The organism is Streptomyces sp. NPDC054863 (assembly GCF_053610825.1).
In genome coordinates, this window is record NZ_JBSGZD010000050.1 from 12,299 (window position 1) to 38,491 (window position 26,193).

Below are 26,193 nucleotides of genomic sequence, written 5' to 3' on the forward strand. Positions count from 1 at the left end.
GGCCGAGCCGCTGCCTAGGCAGCCTCTTTGAGGTCCACCTGATCCGCCGCGGCCACCAGTTCGTGATTCTCGATGAGGTCGCGGCGGGGGCACGCGCCCCGGCCCAGCAGGCCCTGGATCGTACGGACGCAGTTCCCGCAGTCCGTGCCGGCCTTGGTGACGGAGGCTATCTGGCGCGGAGTGCATGCTCCGGCGGCTGCGTGGGCCTTGATCTGCTGGTCGGTCACGCCGAAGCAGGAGCAGACGAACACGCGGACACCTCGATCCCTCAGCCAGGTCGATCTTCAGTCAGGTAAACCTAACCTTACCCGGCCGACTCCGCTCCTAAAAGCCTTTCTCGGCATATGACTGTGGGGCACGGATCACATGGATCCGTGCCCCACGGTCGTGCGTACGCGAGGGTCCTACTGGTCGCGGTACATCTCCGCCACCAGGAACGCCAGGTCGAGCGACTGGCTGCGGTTCAGCCGCGGGTCGCAGGCCGTCTCGTAGCGCTGGTGCAGGTCGTCGACGAAGATCTCGTCGCCGCCGCCCACGCACTCGGTGACATCGTCACCGGTGAGCTCGACATGGATGCCGCCCGGGTGGGTGCCGAGGCCCTTGTGGACCTCGAAGAAGCCCTTGACCTCGTCGAGGACGTCGTCGAAGCGGCGGGTCTTGTGACCGGACGCGGCCTCGAAGGTGTTGCCGTGCATCGGGTCCGTCACCCACGCCACGGTGGCGCCGGAGGCGGTGACCTTCTCGACCAGCTCGGGCAGCTTGTCGCGGACCTTGTCGGCGCCCATGCGGACGATGAAGGTCAGCCGGCCGGGCTCGCGGTCCGGGTCCAGCTTGTCGATGTAGCCGAGTGCCTCGTCGCCCGTGGTCGTCGGGCCGAGCTTGATGCCGATCGGGTTGCGGATCTTCGACGCGAACTCGATGTGCGCGCCGTCCATCTGCCGGGTGCGCTCGCCGATCCAGACCATGTGGCCCGACGTGTCGTAGAGGTTGCTGGTGCGGGAGTCCACGCGGGTCAGCGCGGCCTCGTAGTCCAGCAGCAGCGCCTCGTGCGACGCGTAGAACTCCACCGTGCGGAACTCGGCCGGGTCGGTCCCGGCCGCCTTCATGAAGTTCAGCGCGTTGTCGATCTCGCGGGCGAGCTGCTCGTAGCGCTGGCCGGACGGCGAGGACTTCACGAAGTCCTGGTTCCAGGCGTGCACCTGGCGCAGGTCCGCGTAGCCGCCGGTGGTGAAGGCGCGCACGAGGTTGAGGGTGGACGCCGAGGCGTTGTACATCCTCTTGAGGCGCTCGGGGTCCGGGACGCGCTCCGCCTCGGTGAAGGCGAAGCCGTTCACCGAGTCGCCGCGGTACGTCGGCAGGGTCACGCCGTCGCGGGTCTCGGTCCCCTTGGAACGCGGCTTGCTGTACTGACCCGCGATCCGGCCCACCTTGACGACGGGCACGGACGCGGCGTACGTCAGCACGGCGCCCATCTGGAGGAGCGTCTTGAGCTTGTTGCGGATGTGGTCGGCCGACACCGCGTCGAAGGCCTCGGCGCAGTCACCGCCCTGGAGCAGGAACGCCTCGCCCTTGGCGACGGCTCCCAGTCGGTCGCGCAGTTGGTCGCACTCACCCGCAAAGACGAGCGGCGGATACGATTCGAGGTCCGCGACAACATCGCGCAGCGCCTCGGCATCGGGGTACTCGGGCTGCTGCGCCGCAGGAAGGTCGCGCCAGGTGTGGGTCTTCGCGTTCACGGTCACCCGGCCAGCCTACGGGGTACGGCCCGGTGCTCCGCGCCGCGTTCACGAAATGAGACGCCGGATCCACGGCCAATGGCCGGGAACCGTCAGCGTGGACGCACCGGCGCCGCCTCCGGCGGGAGCGAGCGGCAGTTCCCGTACGAAGGGCCCGGCCGCGACCCGCAGCAGGAGTTCCCACTCGCCGCTCCCGGCCGCCCCCAGCGGCGCCGACACGGTGAACCGGTCGCCCGGGTGCCGGGTGACCGACAGGTCTTCGAGCACGATCCGCTCCTCGCCCCGGCCCAGCAGCAGGTCCAGCTCCACCAGCCCCGTGCAGCCCGGCAGGGTCACCGCGGCGGTGAGGTACGGGGCGCGCAGGAAGCGGCGGGTGACGACCGCCCGGGCGTCCGCGCCCAGGGGGTGGCGGCGGGCGCCGACGTCGAGGTTGAGGTGGTGGTGCGGTACGGAGGCGTGGACGGCGACCGGGACGACGGGCGCCGAACCGCCGCCGGTGAGGTACGGAACGGGTGCGGGCACCGGGTCGGGGGCGCACAGCCAGGCGGTGCGGGTGAGGCCGCCGGCGGTGACCCGGATCCGTACCGTCCAGATGCCGTCGGTGAGCGGCAGCCGCGGGCCCGCGGCGCGGGCGGGGTCGATCGTCGCCCGGTAGCCGCCGTCGGGGCCGGTCTCGGCGGGCACGGTGAGCTCGGTGCCGCCCTCGCCGCCGGTGCGCAGCAGCAGCTGCACCTCTTGAGGCGCCGGTGCGGTGTGCGACAGGGAGGCCGTGCCGGACAGCAGGAGCACGCCGTCGTCCCAGACCGGGGCGGCCGGGGTCTGCCGGAGCACCACGCGGGAGGCGGGCGCGGCGTCGTGGTCCTGCGGGTGGTGGCAGTCGTAGTCGGTGACGGCGGAGGCGGTACGGGCGCCTGCCCCGGGCGCGCCGGGGCCGGGGACCGGGCCGTCGGGGGAGGTGCGTCGGCGCAGGGTGCAGGGGCCGTCCCCGGGGCCGCCGTCGCCGCCCGCGCTGCGTCCGTGGACGGTGTCGGCGCCGTCCTCCTCGGCCGTCCTCAAGAGGCGTTCCAGGGCCTCCGGGGCGAGGTGGTGGGCGGGGTCGAGGACGAGGACGTAGTCGCCGGTGGAACCGGCGACGCCCTGCTGCTCGCCGCGGCCCTCCGCCCCGTCGTGGGCGTCCTCCCCGTCGCACCGGACGACCTGCACGTGCGCCCGGTGCAGGGCGAACGCGTCGAGCCAGCGGGCCTCACTGCTGTCGCCCCCGGAAACGTCGACGGCGACGATCTCCAACTGCTCCTGATCCAGTGTCTGGGTGAGCAGGGAGCCGAAGCACCTGTCGAGGTGGTGGTGCGCGGTGCCTCCGCGCACGGGAACGATCACACTGACGCGAGGAGCCACAGGGCACACCTTCCGAAAGACCGAGCAGCCCTCGCACCGGTTCCGCGGGGCCGCCGATCGGAGGTTAAAGCCATTTGCGCCCCTGGCAGGAGGGGTTTTGCGCAACTTCTTTCGAACCGCGGCCGACGTCGTGGGTGGGGTAGGGTGCGGCACATGTTCGCGACGACCCAGACGACCCGGATTCAGAACTGGTGGTGGACCGCTCATCCGGCGGCCCACTGATCGCGCGTACATCCACTGACGCACAGGCCGCCCCAGGAGGGCGGCCTTTCTGCGTTCCACGGCCGTTCCTCCCTCCCGGCTCCCGCTGCCCCGGAAGGAACCCCCGATGCTCCCCGAGAAACTCCTGCACAGGCTGCTCGACGACGCCTGCCCGCCCTTCGCGCTGCTGCGCCGCCGCACGCCCGGCCGCGATCAGGACACCGTCGAGGTGCTGATCGGCCCGGTGCGCGAGGCCGAGCGGCTCGCGGACCTGCCGGTGGGCGAGGCAGGCCGGCCGGCGCTCGCCCTCGTACCGTTCCGGCAGATCAGGGAGCGCGGCTTCGACGTGCGCGACGACGGGACGCCGCTGAGCGTGCTGGTCGCGGACGAGGCGTACGAACTGCCTCTTGAGGGCGTGCTGGACGCACTGCCCGCGCACGACGTGCGGGTGGAGGCCGGCGGCTTCGACGTCGGGGACGAGGAGTACGCGGCGATCGTCCGACGGGTCGTCGACGAGGAGATCGGGCGGGGCGAGGGCGCGAACTTCGTCGTCCGGCGGACGTACACGGGCGAGATCCCCGGGTTCGCGGCGGCCGACGCGCTGGCGCTCTTCCGGCGGCTGCTCGACGGGGAGCGGGGCGCGTACTGGACGTATGTCGTGCACACCGGGGACCGGACGCTGGTGGGCGCCAGCCCGGAGGTGCATGTGCGGATGTCCGGCGGAACGGTCGTGATGAACCCGATCAGCGGCACCTACCGCTACCCGGCCCAGGGGCCGACCTCCGACGGCCTGCTGGACTTCCTCGCCGACCCGAAGGAGACCGAGGAGCTCTCGATGGTCGTCGACGAGGAGCTCAAGATGATGTGCACCGTCGGCGACATGGGCGGAGTGGTCGTCGGCCCCCGCCTCAAGGAGATGGCCCATCTGGCGCACACGGAGTACGAGTTGCGGGGGCGCAGCTCGCTGGACGTGCGGGAGGTGCTGCGCGAGACGATGTTCGCGGCGACGGTGACGGGCTCTCCGGTGCAGAACGCGTGCCGGGTGATCGAGCGCCACGAGGTGGGCGGCCGGGGCTACTACGCGGGCGCCCTGGCCCTCCTGGGCCACGACGCGTCCGGTGCGCAGACCCTCGACTCGCCGATCCTGATCCGTACCGCCGACATCTCCCCCGACGGCCGGCTGAGGGTGCCGGTCGGCGCGACCCTCGTGCGGCGCTCGGACCCGGCGGGCGAGGTGGCCGAGACGCACGCCAAGGCGGCGGGGGTGCTGACCGCTCTGGGAGTACGCGGGGGACGCCCGCGGGAGGAGTCGGCGCGGCCCCTGCTGGCCGACGACGCACGGGTGCGGGCGGCGCTGGACGGGCGGCGGGCACAGCTGGCGCCGTTCTGGCTGAAGATGCAGGAACGTGCCGAGACCCTGTCCGGACACGCGCTGGTGGTGGATGCCGAGGACACCTTCACCGCGATGCTGGCGCACGTGCTGCGCGCGTCGGGTCTTGAGGTGTCCGTACGGCGCTACGACGAGCCGGGGCTGCGGGAGGTGGCACTCGCGCACCCGGGCCCTGTGGTGCTGGGTCCTGGGCCCGGCGATCCCGCCGACGCGGCCGACCCGAGGATGCGGTTCCTGCGGGCGCTCACGGCGTCCCTGCTGAGCAGGCACGACCGTGCGGGCGGGGTGCTCGGGGTGTGTCTGGGGCACGAGCTGATCGCGGCGGAGCTGGGCCTGGAGATCGTCCGCAAGCGGGCGCCGTACCAGGGGGCGCAGGAGCGGATCACTCTGTTCGGGCGGCCGGAGACGGTGGGGTTCTACAACAGCTTCACGGCGGTGTGCGACGGGGCGGAGGCGACGGAGCTGGGCGCGCACGGCATCGAGGTGGCCAAGGACGCCGGTTCGGGCGAGGTGCACGCACTGCGCGGCCCCGGTTTCGCCTCGGTCCAGTTCCACCCGGAGTCGGTCCTGAGCCTGCGGGGCACGGCGGTGGTGACGGAACTGCTGGCGGGACTCCTCAGCCCCTCCGAGGTCCGCGGAGAGGTCCGCGGAGAGGTCTGAGGAGAGGTCTGCCGAGAGGTCTGCGGAGCGGGGGCGGCCGGTCAGCCGAAGAAGACCTCCGCCTCCGCGTACAGCTCCGGCGGCACCGTCTTCAGCTTCGCCGTCGCCTCCCCGATCGGCACCCGCACGATGTCCGTGCCCTGGAGCGACACCATCGTCCCGAAGTCCCCGTCGTGCACCGCGTCGATCGCGTGCAGTCCGAAGCGGGTGGCGAGCCAGCGGTCGAAGGCGCTCGGCGTGCCGCCGCGCTGGACGTGTCCGAGTACGGTCGTACGGGCCTCCTTGCCGGTGCGCTTCTCGATCTCCTTCGCCAGCCACTCCCCCACGCCCGACAGCCGTACGTGCCCGAAGGAGTCCAGCGTGCCGTCCTTCAGCACCATGTCGCCGTCCTTGGGCATCGCGCCCTCCGCGACGACGACTATCGGGGCGTACGAGGACCGGAAGCGCGAGGTGATCCAGCCGCAGACCTGCTCGATGTCGAAGCGCCGCTCGGGCACCAGGATGACGTTGGCGCCGCCCGCGAGCCCGGAGTGCAGGGCGATCCAGCCGGAGTGACGGCCCATCACCTCGACGACGAGGACCCGCATGTGGGACTCGGCGGTGGTGTGCAGCCGGTCGATGGCCTCGGTGGCGATGGAGACGGCCGTGTCGAAGCCGAAGGTGTAGTCGGTGGCGGAGAGGTCGTTGTCGATGGTCTTGGGGACGCCGACGCAGTTGATGCCGTACTCGCCGGAGAGCCGGGCAGCGACGCCGAGGGTGTCCTCGCCGCCGATCACGATCAGCGCCTCCACGCCGTGGCGGGCCATCGTCGCCTCCATGAGGCGCACGCCGTCCTCGCCGTCAGTGAGGGGGTTGGTGCGCGAGGAGCCGAGGACGGTGCCGCCGCGGGGCAGGATGCCGCGGACCGCCTCGACGTCCAGACGCACGGTGCGGTGGTCGTCCAGGACGCCGCGCCAGCCGTCCCGGAAGCCCACGAACTCGTATCCGTAGCCCTGTACGCCCTTGCGGACGACGGCGCGGATGACGGCGTTGAGCCCCGGGCAGTCACCGCCCCCGGTCAGAACTCCGACCCTTGTCGCAGTGTGTGTGTTCAACTGCTGGTCCCTTCGCCGCGCCGAGCACTGGGACCCTCCAAGCTAGAGCGCCCACTCAGGCGTCGTCGAGACCGCGCTCGATCGCGTACCGCACCAACTCCACGCGGTTGTGCAGCTGGAGCTTGCCGAGGGTGTTCTGGACGTGGTTCTGGACGGTGCGGTGCGAGATGACCAGACGCTCGGCGATCTGCTTGTACGAGAGTCCCTTGGCGACCAGCCGCAGCACCTCCGTCTCACGGTCGGTGAGCTGCGGGGCCTTCGGCTCGTCGGACGCCACGGGCACCGGGTCGGAGGCGAGCCGCCGGTACTCGCCGAGCACCAGTCCCGCGAGGCCCGGGGTGAAGACCGGGTCGCCGACGGCGGTGCGGCGGACCGCGTCGCACAGCTCCTCGGTGGACGCCGACTTGAGCAGGTAGCCGGTCGCCCCCGACTTCACCGCTTCCAGTACGTCGGCGTGCTCGCCGCTCGCGGACAGCACCAGGACCCGCAGCTTGGGGTCGGCGCCGACCAGTTCCTTGCAGACCTGCACGCCGGGCATGCCCGGCAGGTTGAGGTCGAGGACCAGCACGTCGGGTACGACGGCCTGGGCGCGCCGCACCGCCTGCGGGCCGTCCCCCGCGGTGGCGACCACGTCGAATCCGGCGGCGGCCAGGTCGCGGGCGACCGCGTCCCGCCACATCGGGTGGTCGTCGACGACCATCACCTTGATCGACTGTGCGTCCCGGTCCGCTTGCGTCTGCTGCTGTTCGGTCACTTCACTCATCGTTTCGTCTTCCCCCGTGGTTCCCGCACCGTTCGCGGAACCTTCAGTTCAACTTCTGTGCCCTGCCCCGGAATCGAGAGCAGTTCGGCGCTGCCGCCGAGTTCCCGCAGCCGCCCGCGGATCGACAGGGCGACGCCGAGGCGCCCCTCCCCCTCGGCCTGCGCGAGCCTCCCTTCCGGGATGCCGGGTCCGTCGTCCCGTACCGTCACGATCACTTCGGCCGGCTCGTCCTCGATCAGGATCCAGGCCTGGGCGTCCGCCCCCGCATGCCTGCGGACATTGTCCAGGGCTGCGCTGACGGCCGCCGCCAGTTCCATCGCCGCCGCGGGTTCGAGGAGCACCGGAGCGCCCGGTTCCGCGAAGGAGACCTTCGCGCCGGCGTGCGGGGCGAGCAACGAGCGCAGGTCGACCGGGCCGCTCGGGGCGCCGGGGCCTTCGGACTCGTCGACCTCGAAGGCACGGACCACCGCCCCCTGCGAGGCGTCCTCGGACGCCCGTGTGGTGGGGATCAGGCCGCTGGAGACCAGGGTGCGCAGGGCGACTTCCTGTTCCCCCGCCATCCGGCCCAGCTCGGCCGCCTCGCCGCCCAGCGCGCTGGCACGCCGCTGCACCATGGCGAGCACCTGGAGGACGCTGTCGTGGATGTCCCGGGCGAGGCGCTCGCGCTCGCGGGTGGCGGCCTCGATCTCCAGGGCGCGGGCGAGCGTGCGCTCGGAGGCACGGGCGACCTCGACGACGTACCCGATGGCGATGGAGGCGACCCACACGAGGAGCACGTTGTGCAGGGTGTCCCGGCTGGGGGTGCCGCGCTCGATCAGGTTCGCGGCGGCGACCAGCGTGGAGGCGAAGGCGGCCCACCGCCAGCCGCCCTTGATGGCGTACGCGAGGACCGACCCGGCGGCCCATATGGTCGGCAGGGTCGGCCCGTCGATCTGCTGCGCCTGGAAGTTCGCCAGCGGCGTGAGCAGGATGCCGACGAGGGCGACGGTCAGGTCGGCGCCGAGGAAGACCTTGGTGCAGCTGGCCGCGTTCGCCACCTTGGGGAGCGTGGCGAGGGTCCACACCGCCATCACCGCCAGGTAGGCGATCGCCACCCAGGGGCGTTCGAACTCGTCCCTGGTGAACACGTACAGCAGCACCGCATAGAGCATCGTGAGCACGCGGTAGCCGGTGAGCGCGCGCCACAGCGGCTGCTCGACCGACATCCGTACGACTCGCTCGCGCTGAGCCTTGGCCATTTCCCCCACCCCTGGACGGACGCCCCTTGCGGGCCGGACGGCCCTTGCGACGGACGACGCCGCAGGCCCCCGGATCGTTCCGCCTTCTCGGCCTTTTCGGCGTGTGCGCCGACGCGGCCTATTCTGCCCGGGCCGCCTTCTGCGCCTGCGCGGCCCTTTCCGCCCTGTCCAGCTCTGCCTGGGCGGCCTTCTCGGCCTTCTCCAGTTCGGCCTTCTCCGCCTTGGCCGCCTTCTCCGCGTCCGCGATCTGCTTCTTCGCGGCGATCGCGTAGATGTCGACGTACTCCTGGCCGGAGAGCTTCATGATCTCGTACATGACCTCGTCGGTCACCGAGCGCAGGATGAAGCGGTCGCCGTCCATGCCGTGGTAGCGGCTGAAGTCGAGCGGCTTGCCGATCCTGATGCCGGGACGCATCAGCTTGGGGACGACCTTGCCGGGCGGCTGGACCTTCTCCGTGTCGATCATCGCGACGGGGATCACCGGGGCGCCGGTCGCGAGCGCCACGCGCGCGAGGCCGCCGGGCTTGCCGCGGTACAGGCGTCCGTCCGGGGAGCGGGTGCCCTCCGGGTAGATGCCGAACAGACCGCCGCCCTCGATGACCTCGATGCCCGCCTTGATCGCCGCCTCGCCCGCACCACGGGCGCCGGAGCGGTCCACCGGGAGCTGGCCGACGCCCTTGAAGAAGGCGGCGGTGAGCTTGCCCTTCACGCCGGGCGAGGTGAAGTACTCCGCCTTGGCGATGAAGGTGACCTTCCGGTCCAGCACGGCCGGCAGGAAGAAGGAGTCCGAGAACGACAGATGGTTGCTCGCGAGGATCGCCGGCCCGTCCGCGGGAATGTTTTCGAGGCCCTCCACCCAGGGCCTGAAGGCGAGCTTCAGGGACCCTCCGATGGAGAACTTCATTGCGCCGTAGATCAACGTGTGCCTTCCCTTGTCTGTCGAAAAGACCATAACCCGTGTGCGGCCTGCGCTCTCTCCCACGCGCGCCCGCGGCAGGCGGCCCCGGCGGGCGGGTCCGTTCTCGTGCCCCGGCGGTGCTGCGGGCGGGTGCTGCCCTTGGGCCGGAGGGCCGACGGACCTGGTCGGTGTCGGTCCGGTCGCGTACGGTGAAGTCATCTTCAGGACCCCCTTGCGTTGCCCCCCCTTCTGCCCCGTCCGTCCTTACGAACAGGAGACCCCGGTGCCGGTCCTCCCTGGAGCCGAGCCGTTCCGCCACGAGGGCGGAGAGGTAGGCGTCCTTCTCTGCCACGGATTCACCGGTTCCCCGCAGTCGTTGCGCCCCTGGGCCGACCATCTGGCCGAGCGGGGTCTCACGGTGTCCCTGCCGCTGCTCCCCGGCCACGGCACGCGCTGGGAGGACATGCAGCTCACCGGCTGGCAGGACTGGTACGCGGAGGTGGACCGCGAGCTGCGCGCCCTCTCCGAGCGCTGCTCGCAGGTCTTCGTCCTCGGCCTGTCCATGGGCGGCGCGCTCGCGCTGCGGCTGGCCGCCAAGCACGGCGACGCGGTCTCCGGGATCGTCGTCGTGAACCCGGGGAACAAGGTGCACGGCCTCGCCGCCCACGCCCTGCCGGTCGTCCGTCATTTCGTCACCACCACCAAGGGCGTGGCCGACGACATCGCGCTGGAGGGGTCCCACGAGGTGGGCTACACCCGGGTCCCGCTGCACGCGGCGCACTCGCTGCGGAAGTTCTTCCGCCTGGTCGACGGCGAGCTGCCGCAGGTCACGCAGCCGCTCCTGCTGCTGCACAGCCCGCAGGACCACGTCGTGCCGCCCGCCGACTCGGCCCGTGTCCTCAGCCGGGTCTCCTCGGCCGACGTCACCGAGATCCTGCTGGAACAGAGCTACCACGTGGCGACGTTGGACCATGACGCGAAGCGGATTTTCGACGAGAGTCACGCGTTCATCGGCCGCCTCGCTCCGAGCGTCGGGAAGAAGGGGAGCACTGCTGGTGGCTGAACACAACGCGGAGCGCGCGGACCGCGAGGAGGAGCGGGAGCCGGAGGCCGTCACGGACGGCCACAAGGACGACGCGGGCACTCCTCTGGACGAGGCCGCGGTCTGGGAGGCGATCGTGGCGGGGTACGGGGACGAGCCGCCGGACCCGCCGGGGGCGAAGCCCTTCAAGTCGGTGGACGACCTGGCGCGGATGGAGGACGGGGTCAACGGTGACGGGCCCGCCAGGTCCGGTTCTGATTCCGGGTCCGATTCCGGCTCCGATTCCGGCTCCGGCCCTGCGGAGGACCGGCCGCTGGGCAGTTCGGTCGTCTTCGCCCCGGGCGTCGGTTCCTCCGGCCCCCGGGACTTCGCCCCGGCGGAGGCGAAGGACGACGACCTCGACGACTCCGACGAGGGGCACTTCGTCCCGCCGGACCCGGACCTTCCGGAGGCCGACGTCACGTCCAAGTTCGCCTGGCTGGCGGTGGTCGGCGGTCCGCTGCTGATGCTCCTGGCGGTCGTGCTGGGCTGGGACATGACCTGGTGGATCCAGGTCCTGGGCATCGGCGGCTTCCTGGGCGGCTTCGGCACGCTGGTGGCACGCATGACCCACGGCTCGGACGAGGAGGACGAGGACCCGGGGCGCGGAGCGGTCGTCTGAGGCGGGGCGTGCGGGGCGGGCCGGTGGGCGGCGTGCGAGCTGCGGGGCCGGTGGGCGGCGTGCGGGTGCGTCGTGGCTGGTCGCGCAGTTCCCCGCGCCCCTGAATGCCTGCCCCGAGCCCTCTCGGGCAGCGGAGCCCGCCCCGCTACCGCGCCGCCGGCACCCGTACCGCCGCCAGCACCGGCAAGTGGTCCGTAGCCGCCCGCACGTCCGCCGCAGGCAGCTCCGGCACCCCGCATCCCAGCACCTCCACGCCCTCCGTCGCGAAGATCGCGTCGATGCGCTGGTGCGGGTTCTCCGGCACCGAGGTGTACTCGCCGCCCCACGGCGCCGTCGCCCAGCAGTCCTGCAAGGAACTCGCCAGCAGCCGGAACGACTTCCCGTCCGGCCGGTCGTTCAGATCACCCCCGGCGATCGCATGGGTGACCCCCATCGCGGCCAGCTGCTCCAGCAGCAGCCCCGCCTGCGCGTACCGCTCCTCCCCCTGGAGGCTCAAGTGGCAGCTCAGCACCCCGAGCCGCGCGCCCCCGATCCGTACCACCGCCGTCGCGAATCCCCGCTGGTGCAGTCCGGGGGTGCGCGGCAGCAGTACGTCCTCGGTGCGTTCCACCGTCGCCCGCAGCGAGCACAGCAGCATCGGCCCCGCCGCCGTCGCCCCGCCGCCCAGCACCACCAGATCGCTGTGCGCGGCCAGCCACGCGGCCTTCTTGCGCCAGCGGAAGAAGCGCGGCGCCTCCTGGATCAGTACGAGATCGGGCTCGCAGGCCCGGACCACCCGGGCCAGCGCCTCCCGGTCGTCGCGCATCGAGCGGATGTTGTAGCTGAGGACGCGCACGACGGCCGAGCCGTCGGGTTCCGTGACGGACGGGGGCAGAGGGTCGGTCGCCATGCGGGCCAACATAGACCGGTGCCCGCCGTGTCCTGAAGAGGACGCGACGGGCACGGGTGAAGCCCCGGACGGGTGTTCAGCCCTGGCGTGCCAGGTCCGCCGCGCCCACCAGACCGGCCTTGCCGCCGAGCTGCGCCGCGAGCACCTGGGCGTGCGGCCGCCACTGGCCGCCGATCAGCCAGCGCCGGAACGACTTGCGGATCGGGTCCAGGACCAGTTCGCCCTCGTCGGAGACGCCGCCGCCGACGATGAACGCGGACGGGTCGAAGAGGGAGGCCAGGTCGGCCAGGCCCGATCCTGCCCAGCGGGCCAGCTCGCGGAAGGAGTCGACCGCGACCGGGTCGCCCTGCCGGGCGGCGGCGCTGACGTGCTTGCCCTCGATGCCTTCGACGGTGCCGTCGCCGAGGCCGAGCAGGATCTCGGCGTTCTCGGGGGTGGCGTTGGCGCGCTGCCTGGCGTAGCGGACGAGCGCGCGGCCCGACGCGTACTGCTCCCAGCAGCCCTGACTGCCGCAGCCGCACAGCAGACCGTCCGGGACGACCCGGATGTGGCCGAACTCGGCGGCCACGCCGAAGCGTCCGCGGCGGAGCTTGTTGCCGATGATGATGCCGCCGCCGAGGCCGGTGCCGAGCGTGATGCAGATGACGTCCTCGTGGCCCTTGCCGGCCCCGAACTTGTACTCGCCCCAGGCCGCCGCGTTGGCGTCGTTCTCGACGACGACCGGCAGGCCGACGCGCTGCTCGACCTTGTCCTTGAGCGGCTCGTGACGCCAGTTGATGTTCGGGGCGAAGAGCACGGTGGCACGCTTGTCGTCCACGTAACCGGCGGCGCCGATACCGACAGCCTCGATTCTGTGGCCCGTGCTGACCTCGGAGACCGCCGCGGAGATCGCGTCGACCATTTCCTCGGGGGTCTGCGGTGTCTTCACCTTGTACGTTTCGAGGATCTGTCCCTCTTCGTCGACCACTCCGGCCGCGATCTTCGTGCCGCCGATGTCGACGCCGATGGTGAGTCCCATGTGTCCCTCAGTTTTAGGTCGAGCCCTGCCCGGAGCCAGAGACAGGCTCCCTCGGCCACCGTACCCGAGGAGGGGTCTCAGTCGAGGTCGATGTGTTCACCTTTTGAACGGTCATCGGGGTCATCCGGCCCACCTTCAGATGATTTGGGCGACTTGTCCATTCCGTCCGTACTGCGGTTCGTACGCCCTGCGGAGTCGGTGGACTCCTTCGTCCAGCGCTGCTCGTGTCCGGCAACTGCCGACCTGTAGGCGGCAAGCAGCTCATTTCCCGCCGCCGCGAGGTGGTCGAAGACCTGCGGGTTGCGCTCCACCACCGGCTCGACCACTGCCTTCGCCTGCTGAACGAACTGCTGCGCGACTCCCTGTGCGGCCATGCCGAGCAGCGGCGACTGGAACGAGGAGACCTTGTCGGCGACCGCGTCCATCAGCCGCCGCAGTTCCTCGGCGGCCGACCCGGACTGCGGTCCGTACTGTGCGCGGCGGCGGGCCTTCTCGGCGGCGAGGTCCTCCTCGCACGCCGTCGCCCAGGCGTCCGCGTCGTACGCCTGGGACTCGTCGGGGCGGTCGGTGGCTTCGCTCATGGCGCACTCCTGCAACGCGGGGTGAAGTAACGGATCCGTACGCCTTCGACGTTACCCGAACAGCGGTACGCCGTTCAGGGCCTCGTCACCCCTTCGCCGCCCGGTCTCCTCACCCCTTCGCCGCCCGGGCTCACCGCCCCTGCGGCCACAGCCCCGGGTCGGGGGTGAAGCGCACCCGCAGCACGCCGTCGCCCAGGGCGGCGCCCGACACCGTGCACCTGCGCAGCGCGGAAGGCAGCGACAGTATCCGTCTGAACTGCCCTGCGGTCAGGACGAGTTCGTCGCCGCGCCGGACGAGGCCGAGCTCGCTCTTGGCCGCACCGGGCAGCGGCAGGTGCCACACCAGCACGCCGTCCTCGGCGATCCGGTCCTCGACGGTGCGCTCCGGTGCGCCGGCTGCGAAGGCGTGCCCCGTTTCGTACGAGAGCAGCGCCAGGTCCTGTGTGCCGCGCGGGGCGCGTCCCAGGTGGGGCAGTTCGCGCACCGCCTGCGGGCCCTCGTGCACCTCTTTGAGCTGCTCCTGCTGCTGCGCGGAGAGTGCGGCGAGCCAGGGGTCGGGCGAGGTGGCGGGCAGCACCCGGTTGGCGACGACCGCGTCCAGGGCGAGGCCGTGCAGCGCGAGCCCGAGGCGGGCGGTGCGCAGGGCTCCGGCGGCGGCAGAACCCGGTTCGACGACCAGCCGCACCGACAGGGCGGGGTTCTCCACCACGGCCTGGGTGGCGGCCAGTTCGGCCTCCCACCGCGCGGAGGTCTCGTACAGCCACTGGGCGGGCATCGGCACCCCGGCGAGCTGCGCCAGCATCGGCCGCAGCGATCGGGCGGCCTGCCGCTCCTGCGGCAGCAGCCTGCGCAGATAGCGGCGCAGCTGCCCCGGCAGCGCGAGGGCGGCGAGAGTCGCGTGCGTCGGCGGCATGTCGACCACGACCAGGTCGTAGGACGCGCCGTGGGAGGCGTCGCGGGGCCCGTCGTACGCGGCGGAAGGCGCGCCGCACACGGTCCGCAGGGTCCGGAGCAGCGCGAGCGGCTCGGCCCCGGGAAGTTCGGTGAGCTCGTCGGCGTCCAGGGCGGTGGCGCCGAGGAGGTCGAGGGCGGTGGTGGCGCGCTCCTGGAGGGCGGCCAGTTCCGTGCGGAAGTCGTCGGCGGCGTCGACGCGCGCGACGCACAGGTTCGGGGCCGCCTCAAGAGGCGACGGCGGGCCGGCCGATATCGCGCCGACGGACATCTCCAGGGCCGCCCCCAGGGTGTCCTCCCGGTCCGTGCCGAGGAGCAGCACGCGCGCACCCTCGCGAGCTGCGGCAAGGGCGGTCGCCGCCGCCACCGTGGTGCGGCCCGCGCCGCCGGGACCGGTGACCAGGACCGTACGCACCACACTCATGCCAGAACTCCAGAAATCCAGAAATCCCGTACCCCGCGGATCAGTTCCTGGGGCCGGACTCGACGCGCTTCTTCAGACCGGCCAGGGCGCGGTCGATGATGACCTTCTCGGCCTTGCGCTTGATCATGCCGAGCATCGGGATCTTGACGTCGACGGTGAGCTGGTACGTCACCTCGGTCGCGCCGTTCGCGGTGGCCACGAGGCGGTACGAGCCGTCGAGGGAGCGCAGCATCTGGGACTTGACGAGGGTCCAGCTGACCTCGTTGTCGCCGGTCCAGGTGTAGGCGAGGGTGTGGTCGTCCTTGATCGCTCCGGCGTCGAGCACCAGGCGGACCTTCTCGGCGCGGCCCCTGTCGTCCTTGGCCTGCACCTCGGCCTCCTTCACCTCACCCGTCCAGTCGGGGTAGCGGTCGAAGTCCGCGATGACGGCCATGACGTCGGCCGGTGCCGCCTCGATGGTGATGCTAGAGCTCGTGTGTTCCGCCATCGCGATGACTCCTCAGGGTCCGGACCGGGGTGGGCTGGCTGGTGCGCGCCGCGTCAAGGCTCGTGCCGCGTGAAGGCTATCGTGACCGGCCCCGTCCGCCGCCCCAGGGCTCCGGCGGCGCACCGCTCCACCGCTCGGGGCCCGACCTCGGCCCCACCGCCCCGACCTCGGCCCCACCGCCCCGGGCCGGGCCTCACCGCTCCCGGCCGGGCCTCACCACTCCAGGGCCCAGGGCCTGCCGGTGGAGGCGAAGTGCCCGACGTTCACGCACTCGGTCGCCCCGATCCGCATCCGGCGGGCGAGCGGCTGGTGGACGTGCCCGAACAGCGAGTACCTCGGCCGGGTCCTGCGGATCGCCTCCAGGAGGGCGCGGCTGCCGCGCTCGAAGCGGCGCGCCACCGTGTCGTACACCAGCTCCGGCACCTCGGGCGGGATGTGCGAGCAGAGCACGTCGACCTCGCCGAGCGCCTCGACCTTGGCCGCGTACTCCTCGTCGCCGATCTCGAAGGGCGTGTTCATCGGGGTGCGCAGCCCGCCGCCGACGAAGCCGAAGACCAGGCCGCCGATCTCGACGCGCTCCCCGTCGAGCACCCGCGTGCCGGGGCTGACGGTGCCGGGGCCCGCGAAGTCCGGCCAGAGCGTCGGCATGTCGACATTCCCGTACGTGGCGTACGTCGGTGCGGGGAAGGCGGCGAACATCTCCGCGTACTGCTTGCGCACCGCGGCGTCCGTGGCGGCCTCCCGGTCGAGGCCCGCCCACAGCCGGCGGCTCAGCGTGCGGGCCTCGTCGAAGCGGCGGGCGGTGCGCAGTTCCACGATGAGGTCGGCGTTGGCGGTGCCGAAGAGGTCGGGGAAGATTCCGCGCGAGTGGTCGGCGTAGTCGAGGAAGAGCACGAGGTCACCGAGGCAGATCAGCGCGTCGGCCCCGTCGCCCGCGCGGGCCAGGTCCGCCGCGTTCCCGTGCACGTCACTCACCACATGAACTCGCATGGCCGTCAGCCTAGAACCCGGGCCGAACGCCGGGTAGGGCCGGTCGCGCCCCCGGGCGGGGACGGCCGGACCTGCGGTTACTTCCGAGTCGCCTCCGGCGTGGATTACTGTGCGGAAGGCGCTGCCCGAACAGTGTGACGCAGCGTACATCTGGCCGGGACCCCCTATCGGGAACCGAGTACTGGTGGGTAACGTCCGGGCAGTCCAGTCGTGCTCATCCCCCACTGAGCACCTGCCCGACCTTGGACCGCAGCCGGCTCCACGCTGATGTGGCGACCGGTGCCTGATGAGGAGCAGCAGTCTTGCGCGAGTTCAGCCTTCCGGCTTTGTACGAGGTCCCCTCGGACGGCAATCTGACGGATCTCATCCGCCGCAACGCCGCTCAGCACCCCCAGACCGCGGTCATGGGCCGCAAGGTCGCCGGTACGTGGACCGATGTCACCGCCACCCAGTTCCTGTCCGAGGTGCGTGCCGCCGCCAAGGGCCTGATCGCCGCCGGCGTGGAGCCGGGCGACCGGGTCGCCCTGATGTCCCGCACCCGCTACGAGTGGGTGCAGCTGGACTTCGCGATCTGGAGCGCGGGCGCGGTGACCGTGCCGGTGTACGAGACCAGCTCCGCCGAACAGGTGCAGTGGATCCTCGGCGACTCCGGTGCCGTCGCCGTCCTCGTCGAGGGCGAGGCGCACGCCGCCGCCGTGGAGTCCGTACGGGAGCACCTGCCCGCCCTCAAGCAGGTGTGGCAGATCGAGGCCGGTGCGATCGAGCAGCTGAACGCGCTCGGCGCGGACGTCTCCGACGGGACGGTCGACGAGCGCAGTGCGGTCGCGGGCGCCGACGACCCGGCCACCATCGTCTACACCTCGGGCACCACGGGCCGCCCCAAGGGCTGTGTGCTCACGCACCGCAGCTTCTTCGCGGAGTGCGGCAACGTGGTGGAGCGGCTGAAGCCGCTCTTCCGTACGGGCGAGTGCTCGGTGCTGCTGTTCCTGCCCGCCGCGCACGTCTTCGGGCGGCTCGTCGAGGTCGCGTCGGTGATGGCGCCGATCAAGCTGGGCTGCGTACCGGACATCAAGAACCTCACCGACGAGCTGGCGGCCTTCAGGCCGACGCTGATCCTCGGTGTGCCGCGCGTCTTCGAGAAGGTCTACAACTCTGCGCGCGCCAAGGCGCAGGCCGACGGCAAGGGCAAGATCTTCGACAAGGCCGCCGACACGGCGATCGCCTACAGCCGCGCGCTCGGCACCCCGGAGGGTCCGGCGCTCGGCCTGAAGCTCAAGCACAAGGTCTTCGACAAGCTGGTCTACAGCAAGCTGCGCGCGGTGCTCGGCGGACGCTGCGAGTTCGCGATCTCCGGCGGCGCCCCGCTGGGCGAGCGCCTCGGCCACTTCTTCAGCGGCATAGGGTTCCGGGTCCTTGAGGGCTACGGGCTCACCGAGTCCTGCGCGGCGACCGCGTTCAACCCGTGGGACCGCCCGAAGGTCGGCACGGTCGGCCAGCCGCTGCCCGGTTCGGTCGTGCGGATCGCCGACGACGGCGAGGTGCTGCTGCACGGCGAGCACATCTTCACGGGGTACTGGAACAACCCCGCGGCCACCGCGGAGGCACTGACCGACGGCTGGTTCCACACCGGTGACATCGGCACGCTCGACGAGGACGGCTACCTCGCGATCACCGGCCGCAAGAAGGAGATCATCGTGACGGCGGGCGGCAAGAACGTCGCCCCGGCCGTCATCGAGGACCGCATCCGGGCGCACGCGCTGGTCGCGGAGTGCATGGTGGTCGGCGACGGGCGGCCGTTCGTCGGCGCGCTGGTCACCATCGACGAGGAGTTCCTGGGCCGGTGGGCCGTGGAGCACGGCAAGCCCGCGGACTCGACGGCGGTGACGCTGCGGGACGACGCCGATCTGCTCGCCACGGTGCAGAGCGCGGTGGACGACGGGAACGCGGCGGTCTCCAAGGCGGAGTCGGTACGCAAGTTCCGCATCCTGCCCGCCCAGTTCACCGAGGAGGCGGGGCACATCACGCCTTCGCTGAAACTGAAGCGGAATGTGGTGGCGAGGGAGTTCGCGGACGAGATCGAAGCGATCTACCGAGCCTGAACACCGGGCGGGGGGGCCGTGGTGCACCTGCGGGTCCGTTGTGGCTGGTCGCGCAGTTCCCCGCGCCCCTAGCGGGGCGCCTCCCCCGCCCAGCTACAGCAGGGTCCTGAGCTTTTCGGCCAGCAGGTCCCAGCGCCATTTCTCCTCGACCCACTCGCGGCCCCGTTCGCCCATCCGGCGGCGCAGGCCGGGGTCCTGGAGCAGGGTGACGATGCGGTCGGCCGACTCGGCCGGGGCGCCGCCGCGCACCACCCATCCCGTCTCCCCGTCCAGTACGGCGTCCGGCGCGCCCCCGGAGTCGCCCGCGACGACCGGCAGCCCGGTCGCGGACGCCTCCAGGTAGACGATGCCGAGGCCCTCGACGTCGAGCCCGCCCCGCCGGGTCCTGCACGGCATCGCGAAGACGTCACCGGCCCCGTAGTGGGCGGGCAGCTCCGCCCAGGGCACTGCCCCCGTGAAGCGCACCGATTCGGCGACCCCGGTGTCCGCCGCCAGCTTGTGGAGGTCCTTCTCGTACGGTCCGCCGCCGACGACCAGCAGCACGGCGTCCGGCACCGCGCGCAGGATCTGCGGCATCGCCTCGATGAGGGTGTCCTGCCCCTTGCGCGGCACCAGCCGGGACACGCACACCACCACGGGCCGGTCGGTGAGCCCGAGCCGGGCACGCACCGCCGCGCCCCCCGAGCCGGGGTGGAAGGTCTTCTCGTCGACGCCCGGCGGCAGTTGGACCATCCGGCCCGCGGCCTCGGGAGTGAGCGCGGCGGCGATCCTCGACCGCGTGTACTCGCCCAGATAGGTGATCGTGTCCGTGCCCTCGCCGATCCGCCCCAACAGCTGCCGGGACACCGGGAGTTGGGCCCAGCCCGCCTCGTGTCCGTGGGTGGTGGCGACCAGTCGCCGGGCCCCCGCGCGCCGCAGCGCCGGCGCCATCAGCCCGAGCGGCGCCGCCGCCCCGAACCACACCGAGGTGCAGCCGTGCTCCTGGAGCAGTTGCGCGGCGCGCCGGGTGACCCGGGGCGTCGGCAGCAGCATCGTCGTACGGTCCCGCACCACCGGGAACGGCTGCTCCGCGTCGAAGGCGGCGGTCGCCTCGGCGCCCTCGCGCCCGCGCTTCCAGGTGGACGCGTAGACGACCAGCTGCCCGGGGTCCAGCCGCAGCGCCATGTTGTGCAGGAATGCCTGGATGCCGCCGGGGCGGGGCGGAAAGTCGTTGGTCACGATCAAGGTCTTGTCCATCGTCGCCGACAGTACCGGGCGGCCCCGCGTCATCGCCCGTCCGCGCCCCCGCCCTGCATCATGTCCCTACCGAAGGACACCCCGGACAAGGATGGTCATGACAGCGAGCGGCACCGGACGCCCCGGCCTCCCGGCCCTGCCCGTCGTACGAACAGCACCTGTCGTACGCGCCGTACCCGTCGCGCCCGTCGCGCTCTGGGTCCTCACCAGGACCCTGCTGCTGCTCTGCGTGTTCAAGGTGCTGGTCTTTCCGGGCCCCGACGTCACGAGCGACGTCTCGGTCATCTACCAGGGCTGGTACGAGGTGCTGCGGTCCGGCACCTTCCCGCTCGACGACGTCACCTGGCAGTACCCGCCCGCCGCCGCCCTCGCGGTCCTCTCCCCCGGGCTGCTGCCTTTCCTGGACTACGCCCACGCCTTCTTCGTCCTCGCGTTCCTCGCCGACGCCGTGGTGACGGGGCTGCTGCTGTACGCGGGCCGCCGTCCCGGCAAGCGGATGGCGGGCGCCTGGGTGTGGATCGCCGGTCTCGCGCTGCTCGGCCCCACGTCGTACGCCCGCTACGACGTGATGGTCACCGGCATCGCGGTCGCGGCGCTGCTCGCCGGGGCCCGCAGGCCGCGCGCCATGGGGGCCCTGGCGGCCCTGGGGGCGCTGCTGAAGGTCTGGCCCGCCATGCTGCTCGCGGGGACGGCACGCGGGCGTACGACGCGCACGTCGTGGACGGCGTTCCTGCTGACGGCGGGTGCGCTGGTGCTGGTGTTCTCGGCGGCGATGCCGGGGGCGCTCGCCTTCCTGACGTTCCAGCGGGACCGGGGCACCGAGGTGGAGTCGCTGGGCGCGCTGGTCTTCCACGTGGCCCGGCACTTCGGCTGGGAGGGCGAAGTGCTGCTGAACTACGGCTCGGTGGAGTTCCTGGGCCCGTACGTGTCCCTGGTGAGCACCCTCGCGATGGTGCTGACCGCGCTGGCCTTCGGCTGGCTGCTGGTGTGGCGGCTGCGGGCGCGGCTGTTCACCGCGTCGACGGCCTGCGACGCCGCCTTCGTGGCGGTGCTGCTGTTCACCACGACGAGCCGGGTGATCAGCCCGCAGTACCTGCTGTGGCTGGTGGGTCTCGCGGCTGCCGCCCTGGTGTTCCGGGGCAGCCGGATGGACCGCCCCGCGCGCCTGGTGCTGGCGGCGACCTTCGTCACCTGCCTGGAATTCCCCATCTGGTTCTCGCACGTGGTCGCCAGCGACGCCCTGGGCGTGCCGCTGCTGTTCGTACGCAACGGCCTGCTGGTGGCGGCGACGGTGCTGGCCTGCCGCACCCTGTGGCGGCACACGGTCACCGAACCGGCGGGCGCCCCGCACCCGTTGCCCACCCAGCGGCACGTACCGGCGGGGCAGGCGGGGCAGGCGGGGGATGCGTCGCCGGCGGCAGTGAGTCAGCCGAGCTCGTCCCGCAAGTAGGTGCGCCACTGTGCGGTGAACGCCTCGGGGGTGGTGCCGAGTTCGCTGTTCAGCGCGTTCTCCACCGCCCCCTCGCGCTGCGGGTGTCCGCCGACGGAGCGGTAGAACGCGAGGAGCGTCCGTTCCCCGGACCGCTCCGCGATCATCCGGCAGGCCAGCCAGCCGCCCTCGTACGCCCCTGCCAGCCGCTCCGCACCCCCGGTGAACCCGAAGTCCCCGTCGCCCGGCAGCGCGGCGGGCGGCCCGTCCCGGGCGACGATCCGCTGCAGTTCGGGCGCGACCTGCGCCGGGGTGCGGTCGCTCTCCCGGTACGCCACCCAGTCGGCGAAGCCCTCCGAGAGCCACATGGGGGTCGAGGCGGTGGTGGCCGTCCGGGTGGCCACGTGGGTGCTCTCGTGGGTGAGCACGACCTGCTGTCCGGCCGCTCCCAGCACGTCGTACGCCTCCGGGTTGACGATCACCCGGTCCGCCGAGGTCCGCCGCCCGCCGCCGCCGGCCCCGGTGGTGACGGCGGCGATGCCCCGGTACCCGGCGGCGGGCGCGCCGAGCAGTGCCCCCATCGCGTCCAGTGTCGGCGGCACGAGCAGCACCTCTTTGAGGTCGCGTTCCCCGGGCCAGGCGCGTGCGACGGCGGCCACCGCGCGGTCGGCGGTGTCCGCGATCGCGCGCAGCCGCTCCCGGTCCTGCCCCGCGCCCAGGACGACCGCCCGCTTCCCGCGCACCGAAGTCACCGGTCCCTGCTGCCAGATCTCCTGCGCACCGGTCTGCCGGGGCCGGTCCCCCGCCACGTACCACCGGCCGGCGCGGCGTACGAGGTCGACGAGGCGGGCGGTGACGGCGGGCACCGTGTCGTATCCGGAGATCCGGTACCGCAGTTCCACCTGGGCGGTGGCGAGCCCTTCGCCGGTCCGGTCGAGCCCGGTCAGTCGGTACTCCCAGGACGCCTGCGCCATCCCCGCCAGGTGGTCGAACTCCTGCTCCTGCCTGTGCCGCAGCCCTGTGGCGCCCGGTTCGAGCACGCCGAGGAAGGCGGCCCTGTCGCGGCCTGCGAGGGCGGCGGCCCGCCGGTCGAGGAGCCGCCGCACGTCGCGGGAGGCCGTGTCGGCCGGTGCGGGCGGGGCGGCGCAGGATCCCGCGAGGAGCCCGCCCGCCCCGAGCCCCAGGGCGAGCACCGCCCGCCGCCCGTACCGTCTGCCGCCCGCGTGACCTGCCATTGTGCGATCGTACGGCGACGGGCCGGGCGAGCGGCCGACGGCTGCGGCGGCGTACGGCGACGGGCCGGGCGAGCGGCCGACGGCTGCGGCGGCGTACGGCGACGGGCCGGGCGTACGGCCCTGCTCAGACCCGGGTCACCGACGAGACCGGCATCATGCCCACCGGGTCGTAGCGCACCGGGGCCCCCGGGTAGGGCGCGTGCACGACCTGTCCGTTGCCCATGTACATCCCGATGTGGCTGGCGTCGTCGCGGTAGGCCACGAGGTCGCCCGGCTGCGCCTGGTCGAGCGAGACCTGCTGTCCTGCGTACCGCTGGGCCTGCGAGGTGCGCGGCAGGGAGACGCCCGCCTGGCTGTACGACCACTGCATCAGCCCCGAGCAGTCGAATCCCGAAGGCCCGTTGGCACCCCAGATGTACGGCTTGCCGACGGCGTTGCGGGCGGCGAGTACCGCGGCGGCGGCCCGCGACGACGAGGGCATGATGCCGGACATCTCGGGCATCGCGTCGCGCCCGCTGCGGTTCGCGCGGTCGAACTCGGCGCGCTCGGGGGCGGGCAGTGCCTGGAGCATCCGGCGGGCCTCGGCGAGCTTGTGCTCGACGGCGCGCTTGTGGCGCGAGACGACGGCCCGGCTGCGGTCCAGCTCGGCGAGCTTGTGGGAGGCCTCGGCGCGCTCCTGGCCGAGCAGGCGCTGGGCCTCGGTGAGTTCGTGCAGCTTGCCCGCGTTGCGGTCGCTGATGCGGTCCAGGGCGGCCGCCTTGTCGAGGTAGCCGTCCGGGTTCTCGGACAGCAGCAGCGACACCGACGGGTCCATGCCGCCCGACCGGTACTGGGCGCCGGCCAACTGGCCGAGCACGCCGCGCATCCGGTTGATGCGCTCCTGGCCGCGGGCGGCGCGGTCGCGGGCCCGGCCGACCTCCTTGCGGAGCGTGCCCGCGCGCTCGTTGGCCTGGTTGAAGCGCTCGGTGGCCTGCTCGGCCTGCGCGAAGAGCCGGTCGACGGTGGCCTGGGTGGCCGTGGTCGCGCCTGCGCCGACCGGGTCGGCGCTTGCCGGGGCTGCCCCGAGGGCCGCCGCCGCGGTGGCCGCCGCCGCGGACAGGACGGTGACCCGGGTGCTCTGTGTGAGCCCGGACTGCGAGGGACGACGGTGTGACGCCACAGGAAGCCGCACTCCTTCCACTGCTGGGTGGCAGCGCCCTGCCGCCCGGGCGGGCGGACTGCTCGATGGCCACTGCGCTGGCAGACAGTAGCGGGACGGTCACACGGCAGCCAAAGACCCCGACGCAGGCGAAAAGGGCCGGGACAGCACGACGCCCCGCCGGTGACCAGGTCATCGGCGGGGCGGGCAGTCAGCACGGCGGGCCGCAATTCGCCCGAACGGGCGGTGTGTTCGGCCCCGTCCCGGGGGTGGCGCGGGCGCGCCGGACTCCACCGGGCCCGCACCGCGGGGTCGCGTCAGCCTCCGACGCGCACTCCGAACTGGAACGGGCCGAGGTACTTCATGTCCTCGATGCGCACGGAGGTGCCCGGCTTCGGGGCGTGCAGCGACATGCCGTTGCCGGCGTAGAAGCCGACGTGCTGGAGGTTGTTGAAGAAGACCAGGTCGCCCGGGCGCAGTTCGCTCCGGTTGTAGATCTTCCGGCCCGCGCTCTCCTGGCTGTACGTGCTGCCGCCCACCGTCACGTTGATCTGCTGGAACGCCCAGTAGACCAGCCCGGAGCAGTCGAACGCGTTGGGGCCCTTGTTGCCCCAGTCGTACGGCGCGCCTATCTTCAGCCGGGCCTTGGCCATGGCGGCGGCGCCGACGCCGGAGGCGGGCACCTCGTTGCCGATGTCGACGCGGTCGCTCGCGTCGCGGCTGGCGCGCTCTTCCTTCTTCTCGATGGCGGCGCGCTCGGCCTCGGTCAGCGTGTTGTACAGCTTCTGCGCCTCGGCGAGCTTGCCCTGGATCGCCTGCTTCTTCTCACCGAGCTCCTTGCGCACGGCGGAGAGGTCCGCGAGCTTGCCGGACGCCTCCTCGCGCTGCTGGGCGAGGGTGCGCTGCTTCGCCTGGATCTTGCGGAGCGACTCGGCCTGCTTGCCGCTCAGCTGGTCCATCGCCGCGGCGCGGTCCAGGAACTGGTCCGGCTGGGAGGAGAAGAAGAGCTGGAACGAGGGGTCGATGCCGCCGGACCGGTACTGGGCGGTGGCCAGCGAGCCGAGGCCCTTGCGCATCTCGTTGAGTTCACCCTGACCGCGGGCGGCCGACTCCTGGAGGTTCTTGACCTGCTTCTCCAGGGTCCCCTGCTTCTCCTTGGCCGCGTTGTACTTCTCGGTCGCGCCCTCCGCATCCTCGTGGAGTGCGTCGACCTTCGCCTTGACTTCCTTCTTGTCAGGCTTGGGCGCGGCGTTGGCCGCCTGGGAGGACATGACCACGGCAGCGGCAGCGGTCACGGTCAGCGCGGTCACGCGGAAGCGGCTCGGCTGCTTGGGTCGACGGTGGGACGCCACGGAGGCGAGCTCCTTCTTCCTCAGCCGCCGACCGGCGTGGTTGGCGGTGACCTTCACTGATACTCCGGATGAGTGATCAACCGCGCGAAGGTTCGAGCCCAGACAGTAGTGACCTTCTTGTGATCAGTTCAAATCCTCACAGGAAAAATCTCGCCCTCGCGGCACATTCCTTACTCGTGCCACACGCTGCGTCATGGGGAGTTGACAGAAAGACAGCGTCCGCCCACTTCAATTCGGGCAATGCGCACAGAAGTTGGGCAACACACCCCCGACTCCCTTTAAACGCGCGAAAGCCTCTTCAGCAGCATCGCCGAAGCAACCGGCCTGGCACCGGACTTCGCGACCCCGTCCGCGACCTCGCGGTCCGTGGAGACCACGATCATCGGCCGCCCGGTCGGCTCGGCCCGCACCAGCTGACGGATCAGCTCGTCGGCCGTCACGCCCGCCTTGCTGAACAGCACCCGCACCCCGCGCGGCGGCGCGAGGAGCACCGGCGCGGCCAGCTCCGCGCCGTCGAAGACACAGGTGACCTCGGCGCCGCTCGCGGCGGCCAGCATGGAGAGACCGCCGAGCAGCCGCAGCCGCTGCTTCTCCAGCGGCATCGTCGGATAGCCGGTCTTGGTCACGTTGTAACCGTCGACCACCAGGTGCGCCTGCGGCAGCGCGAGCAGCTGGTCCAGGACGGCCGGATCGGTGTCGGAGAGAGCCCTGGCCGCGATGTCCTTGGGTGACATCCGCCCCGGCTCGACCGCGTCCACGGTGTCCGCGGGACGCCCGCTGGACGGCGGCAGGGCCAGTTCTCGACGCAGCCCCTGGGCGGCCTCCAGGACCGTGTCCAGGAGCAGCCGCAGCCGCATGTCCTCGACGCTGCGCCCCTCCCGTACGGCACGGCGCCCCGCCTCCGCGGTCGCCTCCGCCTCTCCCAGCCTGGCCCGCAGCCGCCGCGTCTCGGCCTCGGCGGCGGCGACCTGGGCGGCCGCCTCGCTGCGGATGCCGTCGATCTCGGCCTGGTTCTTGCGGAGCGCCGCCTCGCCGCGCTTGACGTCGCTGAGGGCGCCGCGCAGCTTGCGCTGGGCGGAGTCGGACTCCTTGCGGGCGGTTTCGAGTTCGGTGCGCAGCCGCTCGGTCTCCGCCTTCGTGCGTTCGCGGGCGTCGGCCAGCTCGGCGCGCAGCTGTTCCAGTTCCTGCTGGGCGGCCTCGTCGGCGCGCTCGGCGTCGGCGCGCTGCGCCTCCTCGCCCGCGGCGGCCACCAGCTTCACCCAGCCGACGGGGCGCAGGACGTAGGC

The 26,193-nt window shown here is 72.2% G+C and carries 24 protein-coding genes; 6 read left to right on the plus strand and 18 right to left on the minus strand.

Annotated features, from left to right (window positions below):
• Positions 1–14 precede the first annotated feature (14 nt).
• From ACWGIG_RS12625 to ACWGIG_RS12635, 3 genes are all read right to left on the minus strand, one after another.
• Positions 15–251 carry a (2Fe-2S)-binding protein gene (locus ACWGIG_RS12625; protein ID WP_453321546.1) on the minus strand — a complete coding sequence of 79 codons (237 nt, stop codon included), beginning with the start codon at positions 249–251 and terminating at the stop codon, positions 15–17.
• Positions 252–404: 153 nt separating this feature from the next.
• Positions 405–1,742 carry a class II 3-deoxy-7-phosphoheptulonate synthase gene (locus tag ACWGIG_RS12630; RefSeq protein ID WP_453321547.1) on the minus strand — a complete coding sequence of 446 codons (1,338 nt, stop codon included), beginning with the start codon at positions 1,740–1,742 and terminating at the stop codon, positions 405–407.
• A gap of 42 nt (positions 1,743–1,784) precedes the next feature.
• Positions 1,785–3,284: a glycosyltransferase family 2 protein gene (locus ACWGIG_RS12635; RefSeq protein WP_453321548.1), complete on the minus strand. Its 1,500-nt coding sequence runs from the start codon at positions 3,282–3,284 to the stop codon at positions 1,785–1,787.
• Here ACWGIG_RS12635 and ACWGIG_RS12640 point away from each other — a divergent pair, their 5' ends adjacent.
• Together ACWGIG_RS12640 and ACWGIG_RS12645 are read left to right on the plus strand one after the other, a co-directional pair.
• Positions 3,285–3,353, plus strand: a complete 69-nt coding sequence (locus tag ACWGIG_RS12640; RefSeq protein WP_453321568.1) for a trp operon leader peptide — start codon at positions 3,285–3,287, stop codon at positions 3,351–3,353. It abuts the gene before it with no gap.
• A gap of 106 nt (positions 3,354–3,459) precedes the next feature.
• A complete protein-coding gene (locus ACWGIG_RS12645) occupies positions 3,460–5,382 on the plus strand; it encodes an anthranilate synthase family protein (RefSeq protein ID WP_453321549.1) in 1,923 nt (640 codons plus the stop codon).
• A gap of 41 nt (positions 5,383–5,423) precedes the next feature.
• Here ACWGIG_RS12645 and ACWGIG_RS12650 read toward each other — a convergent pair whose 3' ends face one another.
• The 4 genes from ACWGIG_RS12650 to ACWGIG_RS12665 all read right to left on the minus strand — a co-directional run bounded on the left by ACWGIG_RS12650 (position 5,424) and on the right by ACWGIG_RS12665 (position 9,396).
• Positions 5,424–6,476, minus strand: a complete 1,053-nt coding sequence (locus tag ACWGIG_RS12650; protein WP_453321550.1) for a 6-phosphofructokinase — start codon at positions 6,474–6,476, stop codon at positions 5,424–5,426.
• 55 nt (positions 6,477–6,531) lie between these two features.
• A complete protein-coding gene (locus ACWGIG_RS12655) occupies positions 6,532–7,239 on the minus strand; it encodes a response regulator (RefSeq protein WP_453321551.1) in 708 nt (235 codons plus the stop codon).
• A complete protein-coding gene (gene macS, locus ACWGIG_RS12660; protein ID WP_453321552.1) occupies positions 7,236–8,477 on the minus strand; it encodes a MacS family sensor histidine kinase in 1,242 nt (413 codons plus the stop codon). Before macS ends, ACWGIG_RS12655 begins: the two co-directional genes overlap by 4 nt.
• A 118-nt stretch (positions 8,478–8,595) precedes the next feature.
• Entirely contained in the window at positions 8,596–9,396 is an 801-nt protein-coding gene (locus ACWGIG_RS12665) for a lysophospholipid acyltransferase family protein (RefSeq protein WP_453321553.1), read from the minus strand.
• Between the two features lie 262 nt (positions 9,397–9,658).
• Here ACWGIG_RS12665 and ACWGIG_RS12670 point away from each other — a divergent pair, with 262 nt between their 5' ends.
• Together ACWGIG_RS12670 and ACWGIG_RS12675 are read left to right on the plus strand one after the other, a co-directional pair.
• Positions 9,659–10,438, plus strand: coding sequence for an alpha/beta hydrolase (locus tag ACWGIG_RS12670; RefSeq protein WP_453321554.1), 780 nt, complete (start codon positions 9,659–9,661; stop codon positions 10,436–10,438).
• Complete coding sequence (locus tag ACWGIG_RS12675) at positions 10,431–11,078, plus strand: hypothetical protein (RefSeq protein ID WP_453321555.1); 648 nt, start codon at positions 10,431–10,433, stop codon at positions 11,076–11,078. Before ACWGIG_RS12670 ends, ACWGIG_RS12675 begins: the two co-directional genes overlap by 8 nt.
• Positions 11,079–11,223: 145 nt before the next feature.
• Here the strand turns inward: ACWGIG_RS12675 and ACWGIG_RS12680 are convergent, their stop codons facing one another.
• The 6 genes from ACWGIG_RS12680 to ACWGIG_RS12705 all read right to left on the minus strand — a co-directional run bounded on the left by ACWGIG_RS12680 (position 11,224) and on the right by ACWGIG_RS12705 (position 16,418).
• On the minus strand, positions 11,224–11,967 hold the full coding sequence (locus ACWGIG_RS12680; protein WP_453321556.1) for an endonuclease/exonuclease/phosphatase family protein: 744 nt from the start codon (positions 11,965–11,967) through the stop codon (positions 11,224–11,226).
• Positions 11,968–12,043: 76 nt separating this feature from the next.
• Positions 12,044–12,985 (minus strand): ROK family glucokinase, encoded by a 942-nt coding sequence (locus tag ACWGIG_RS12685; protein ID WP_453321557.1) that lies wholly within the window; start codon positions 12,983–12,985, stop codon positions 12,044–12,046.
• Positions 12,986–13,062: 77 nt separating this feature from the next.
• Positions 13,063–13,566: a DUF5304 domain-containing protein gene (locus ACWGIG_RS12690; protein ID WP_453321558.1), complete on the minus strand. Its 504-nt coding sequence runs from the start codon at positions 13,564–13,566 to the stop codon at positions 13,063–13,065.
• Positions 13,567–13,696: 130 nt separating this feature from the next.
• Positions 13,697–14,932 (minus strand): ArsA family ATPase, encoded by a 1,236-nt coding sequence (locus ACWGIG_RS12695; protein ID WP_453321569.1) that lies wholly within the window; start codon positions 14,930–14,932, stop codon positions 13,697–13,699.
• Between the two features lie 49 nt (positions 14,933–14,981).
• Positions 14,982–15,428: an SRPBCC family protein gene (locus tag ACWGIG_RS12700; protein WP_453321559.1), complete on the minus strand. Its 447-nt coding sequence runs from the start codon at positions 15,426–15,428 to the stop codon at positions 14,982–14,984.
• A gap of 213 nt (positions 15,429–15,641) precedes the next feature.
• Complete coding sequence (locus tag ACWGIG_RS12705; protein WP_453321560.1) at positions 15,642–16,418, minus strand: metallophosphoesterase family protein; 777 nt, start codon at positions 16,416–16,418, stop codon at positions 15,642–15,644.
• A 302-nt stretch (positions 16,419–16,720) separates the two neighbouring features.
• Between ACWGIG_RS12705 and ACWGIG_RS12710 the strand changes: the two genes are divergently transcribed.
• Complete coding sequence (locus tag ACWGIG_RS12710) at positions 16,721–18,517, plus strand: AMP-dependent synthetase/ligase (RefSeq protein WP_453321561.1); 1,797 nt, start codon at positions 16,721–16,723, stop codon at positions 18,515–18,517.
• Positions 18,518–18,610: 93 nt separating this feature from the next.
• Here the strand turns inward: ACWGIG_RS12710 and ACWGIG_RS12715 are convergent, their stop codons facing one another.
• The gene (locus ACWGIG_RS12715) at positions 18,611–19,753 is read right to left on the minus strand and encodes a glycosyltransferase family 4 protein (protein WP_453321562.1); all 1,143 of its coding nucleotides are present in this window, start codon (positions 19,751–19,753) and stop codon (positions 18,611–18,613) included.
• Positions 19,754–19,844: 91 nt separating this feature from the next.
• Here ACWGIG_RS12715 and ACWGIG_RS12720 point away from each other — a divergent pair, with 91 nt between their 5' ends.
• Positions 19,845–21,203, plus strand: a complete 1,359-nt coding sequence (locus ACWGIG_RS12720; protein WP_453321563.1) for a glycosyltransferase 87 family protein — start codon at positions 19,845–19,847, stop codon at positions 21,201–21,203.
• Here the strand turns inward: ACWGIG_RS12720 and ACWGIG_RS12725 are convergent.
• The 4 genes from ACWGIG_RS12725 to ACWGIG_RS12740 form a co-directional block, all read right to left on the minus strand.
• The gene (locus ACWGIG_RS12725) at positions 21,179–22,417 is read right to left on the minus strand and encodes a hypothetical protein (protein ID WP_453321564.1); all 1,239 of its coding nucleotides are present in this window, start codon (positions 22,415–22,417) and stop codon (positions 21,179–21,181) included. The two genes, ACWGIG_RS12720 and ACWGIG_RS12725, sit on opposite strands and share 25 nt — an antisense overlap.
• A 124-nt stretch (positions 22,418–22,541) precedes the next feature.
• Positions 22,542–23,576 (minus strand): NlpC/P60 family protein, encoded by a 1,035-nt coding sequence (locus ACWGIG_RS12730; RefSeq protein ID WP_453321565.1) that lies wholly within the window; start codon positions 23,574–23,576, stop codon positions 22,542–22,544.
• 296 nt (positions 23,577–23,872) lie between these two features.
• Positions 23,873–24,907, minus strand: a complete 1,035-nt coding sequence (locus tag ACWGIG_RS12735) for a C40 family peptidase (RefSeq protein WP_453321570.1) — start codon at positions 24,905–24,907, stop codon at positions 23,873–23,875.
• Positions 24,908–25,185: 278 nt separating this feature from the next.
• A partial coding sequence (locus ACWGIG_RS12740) for an NYN domain-containing protein (RefSeq protein WP_453321566.1) occupies positions 25,186–26,193 on the minus strand: 1,008 nt, incomplete at its 5' end.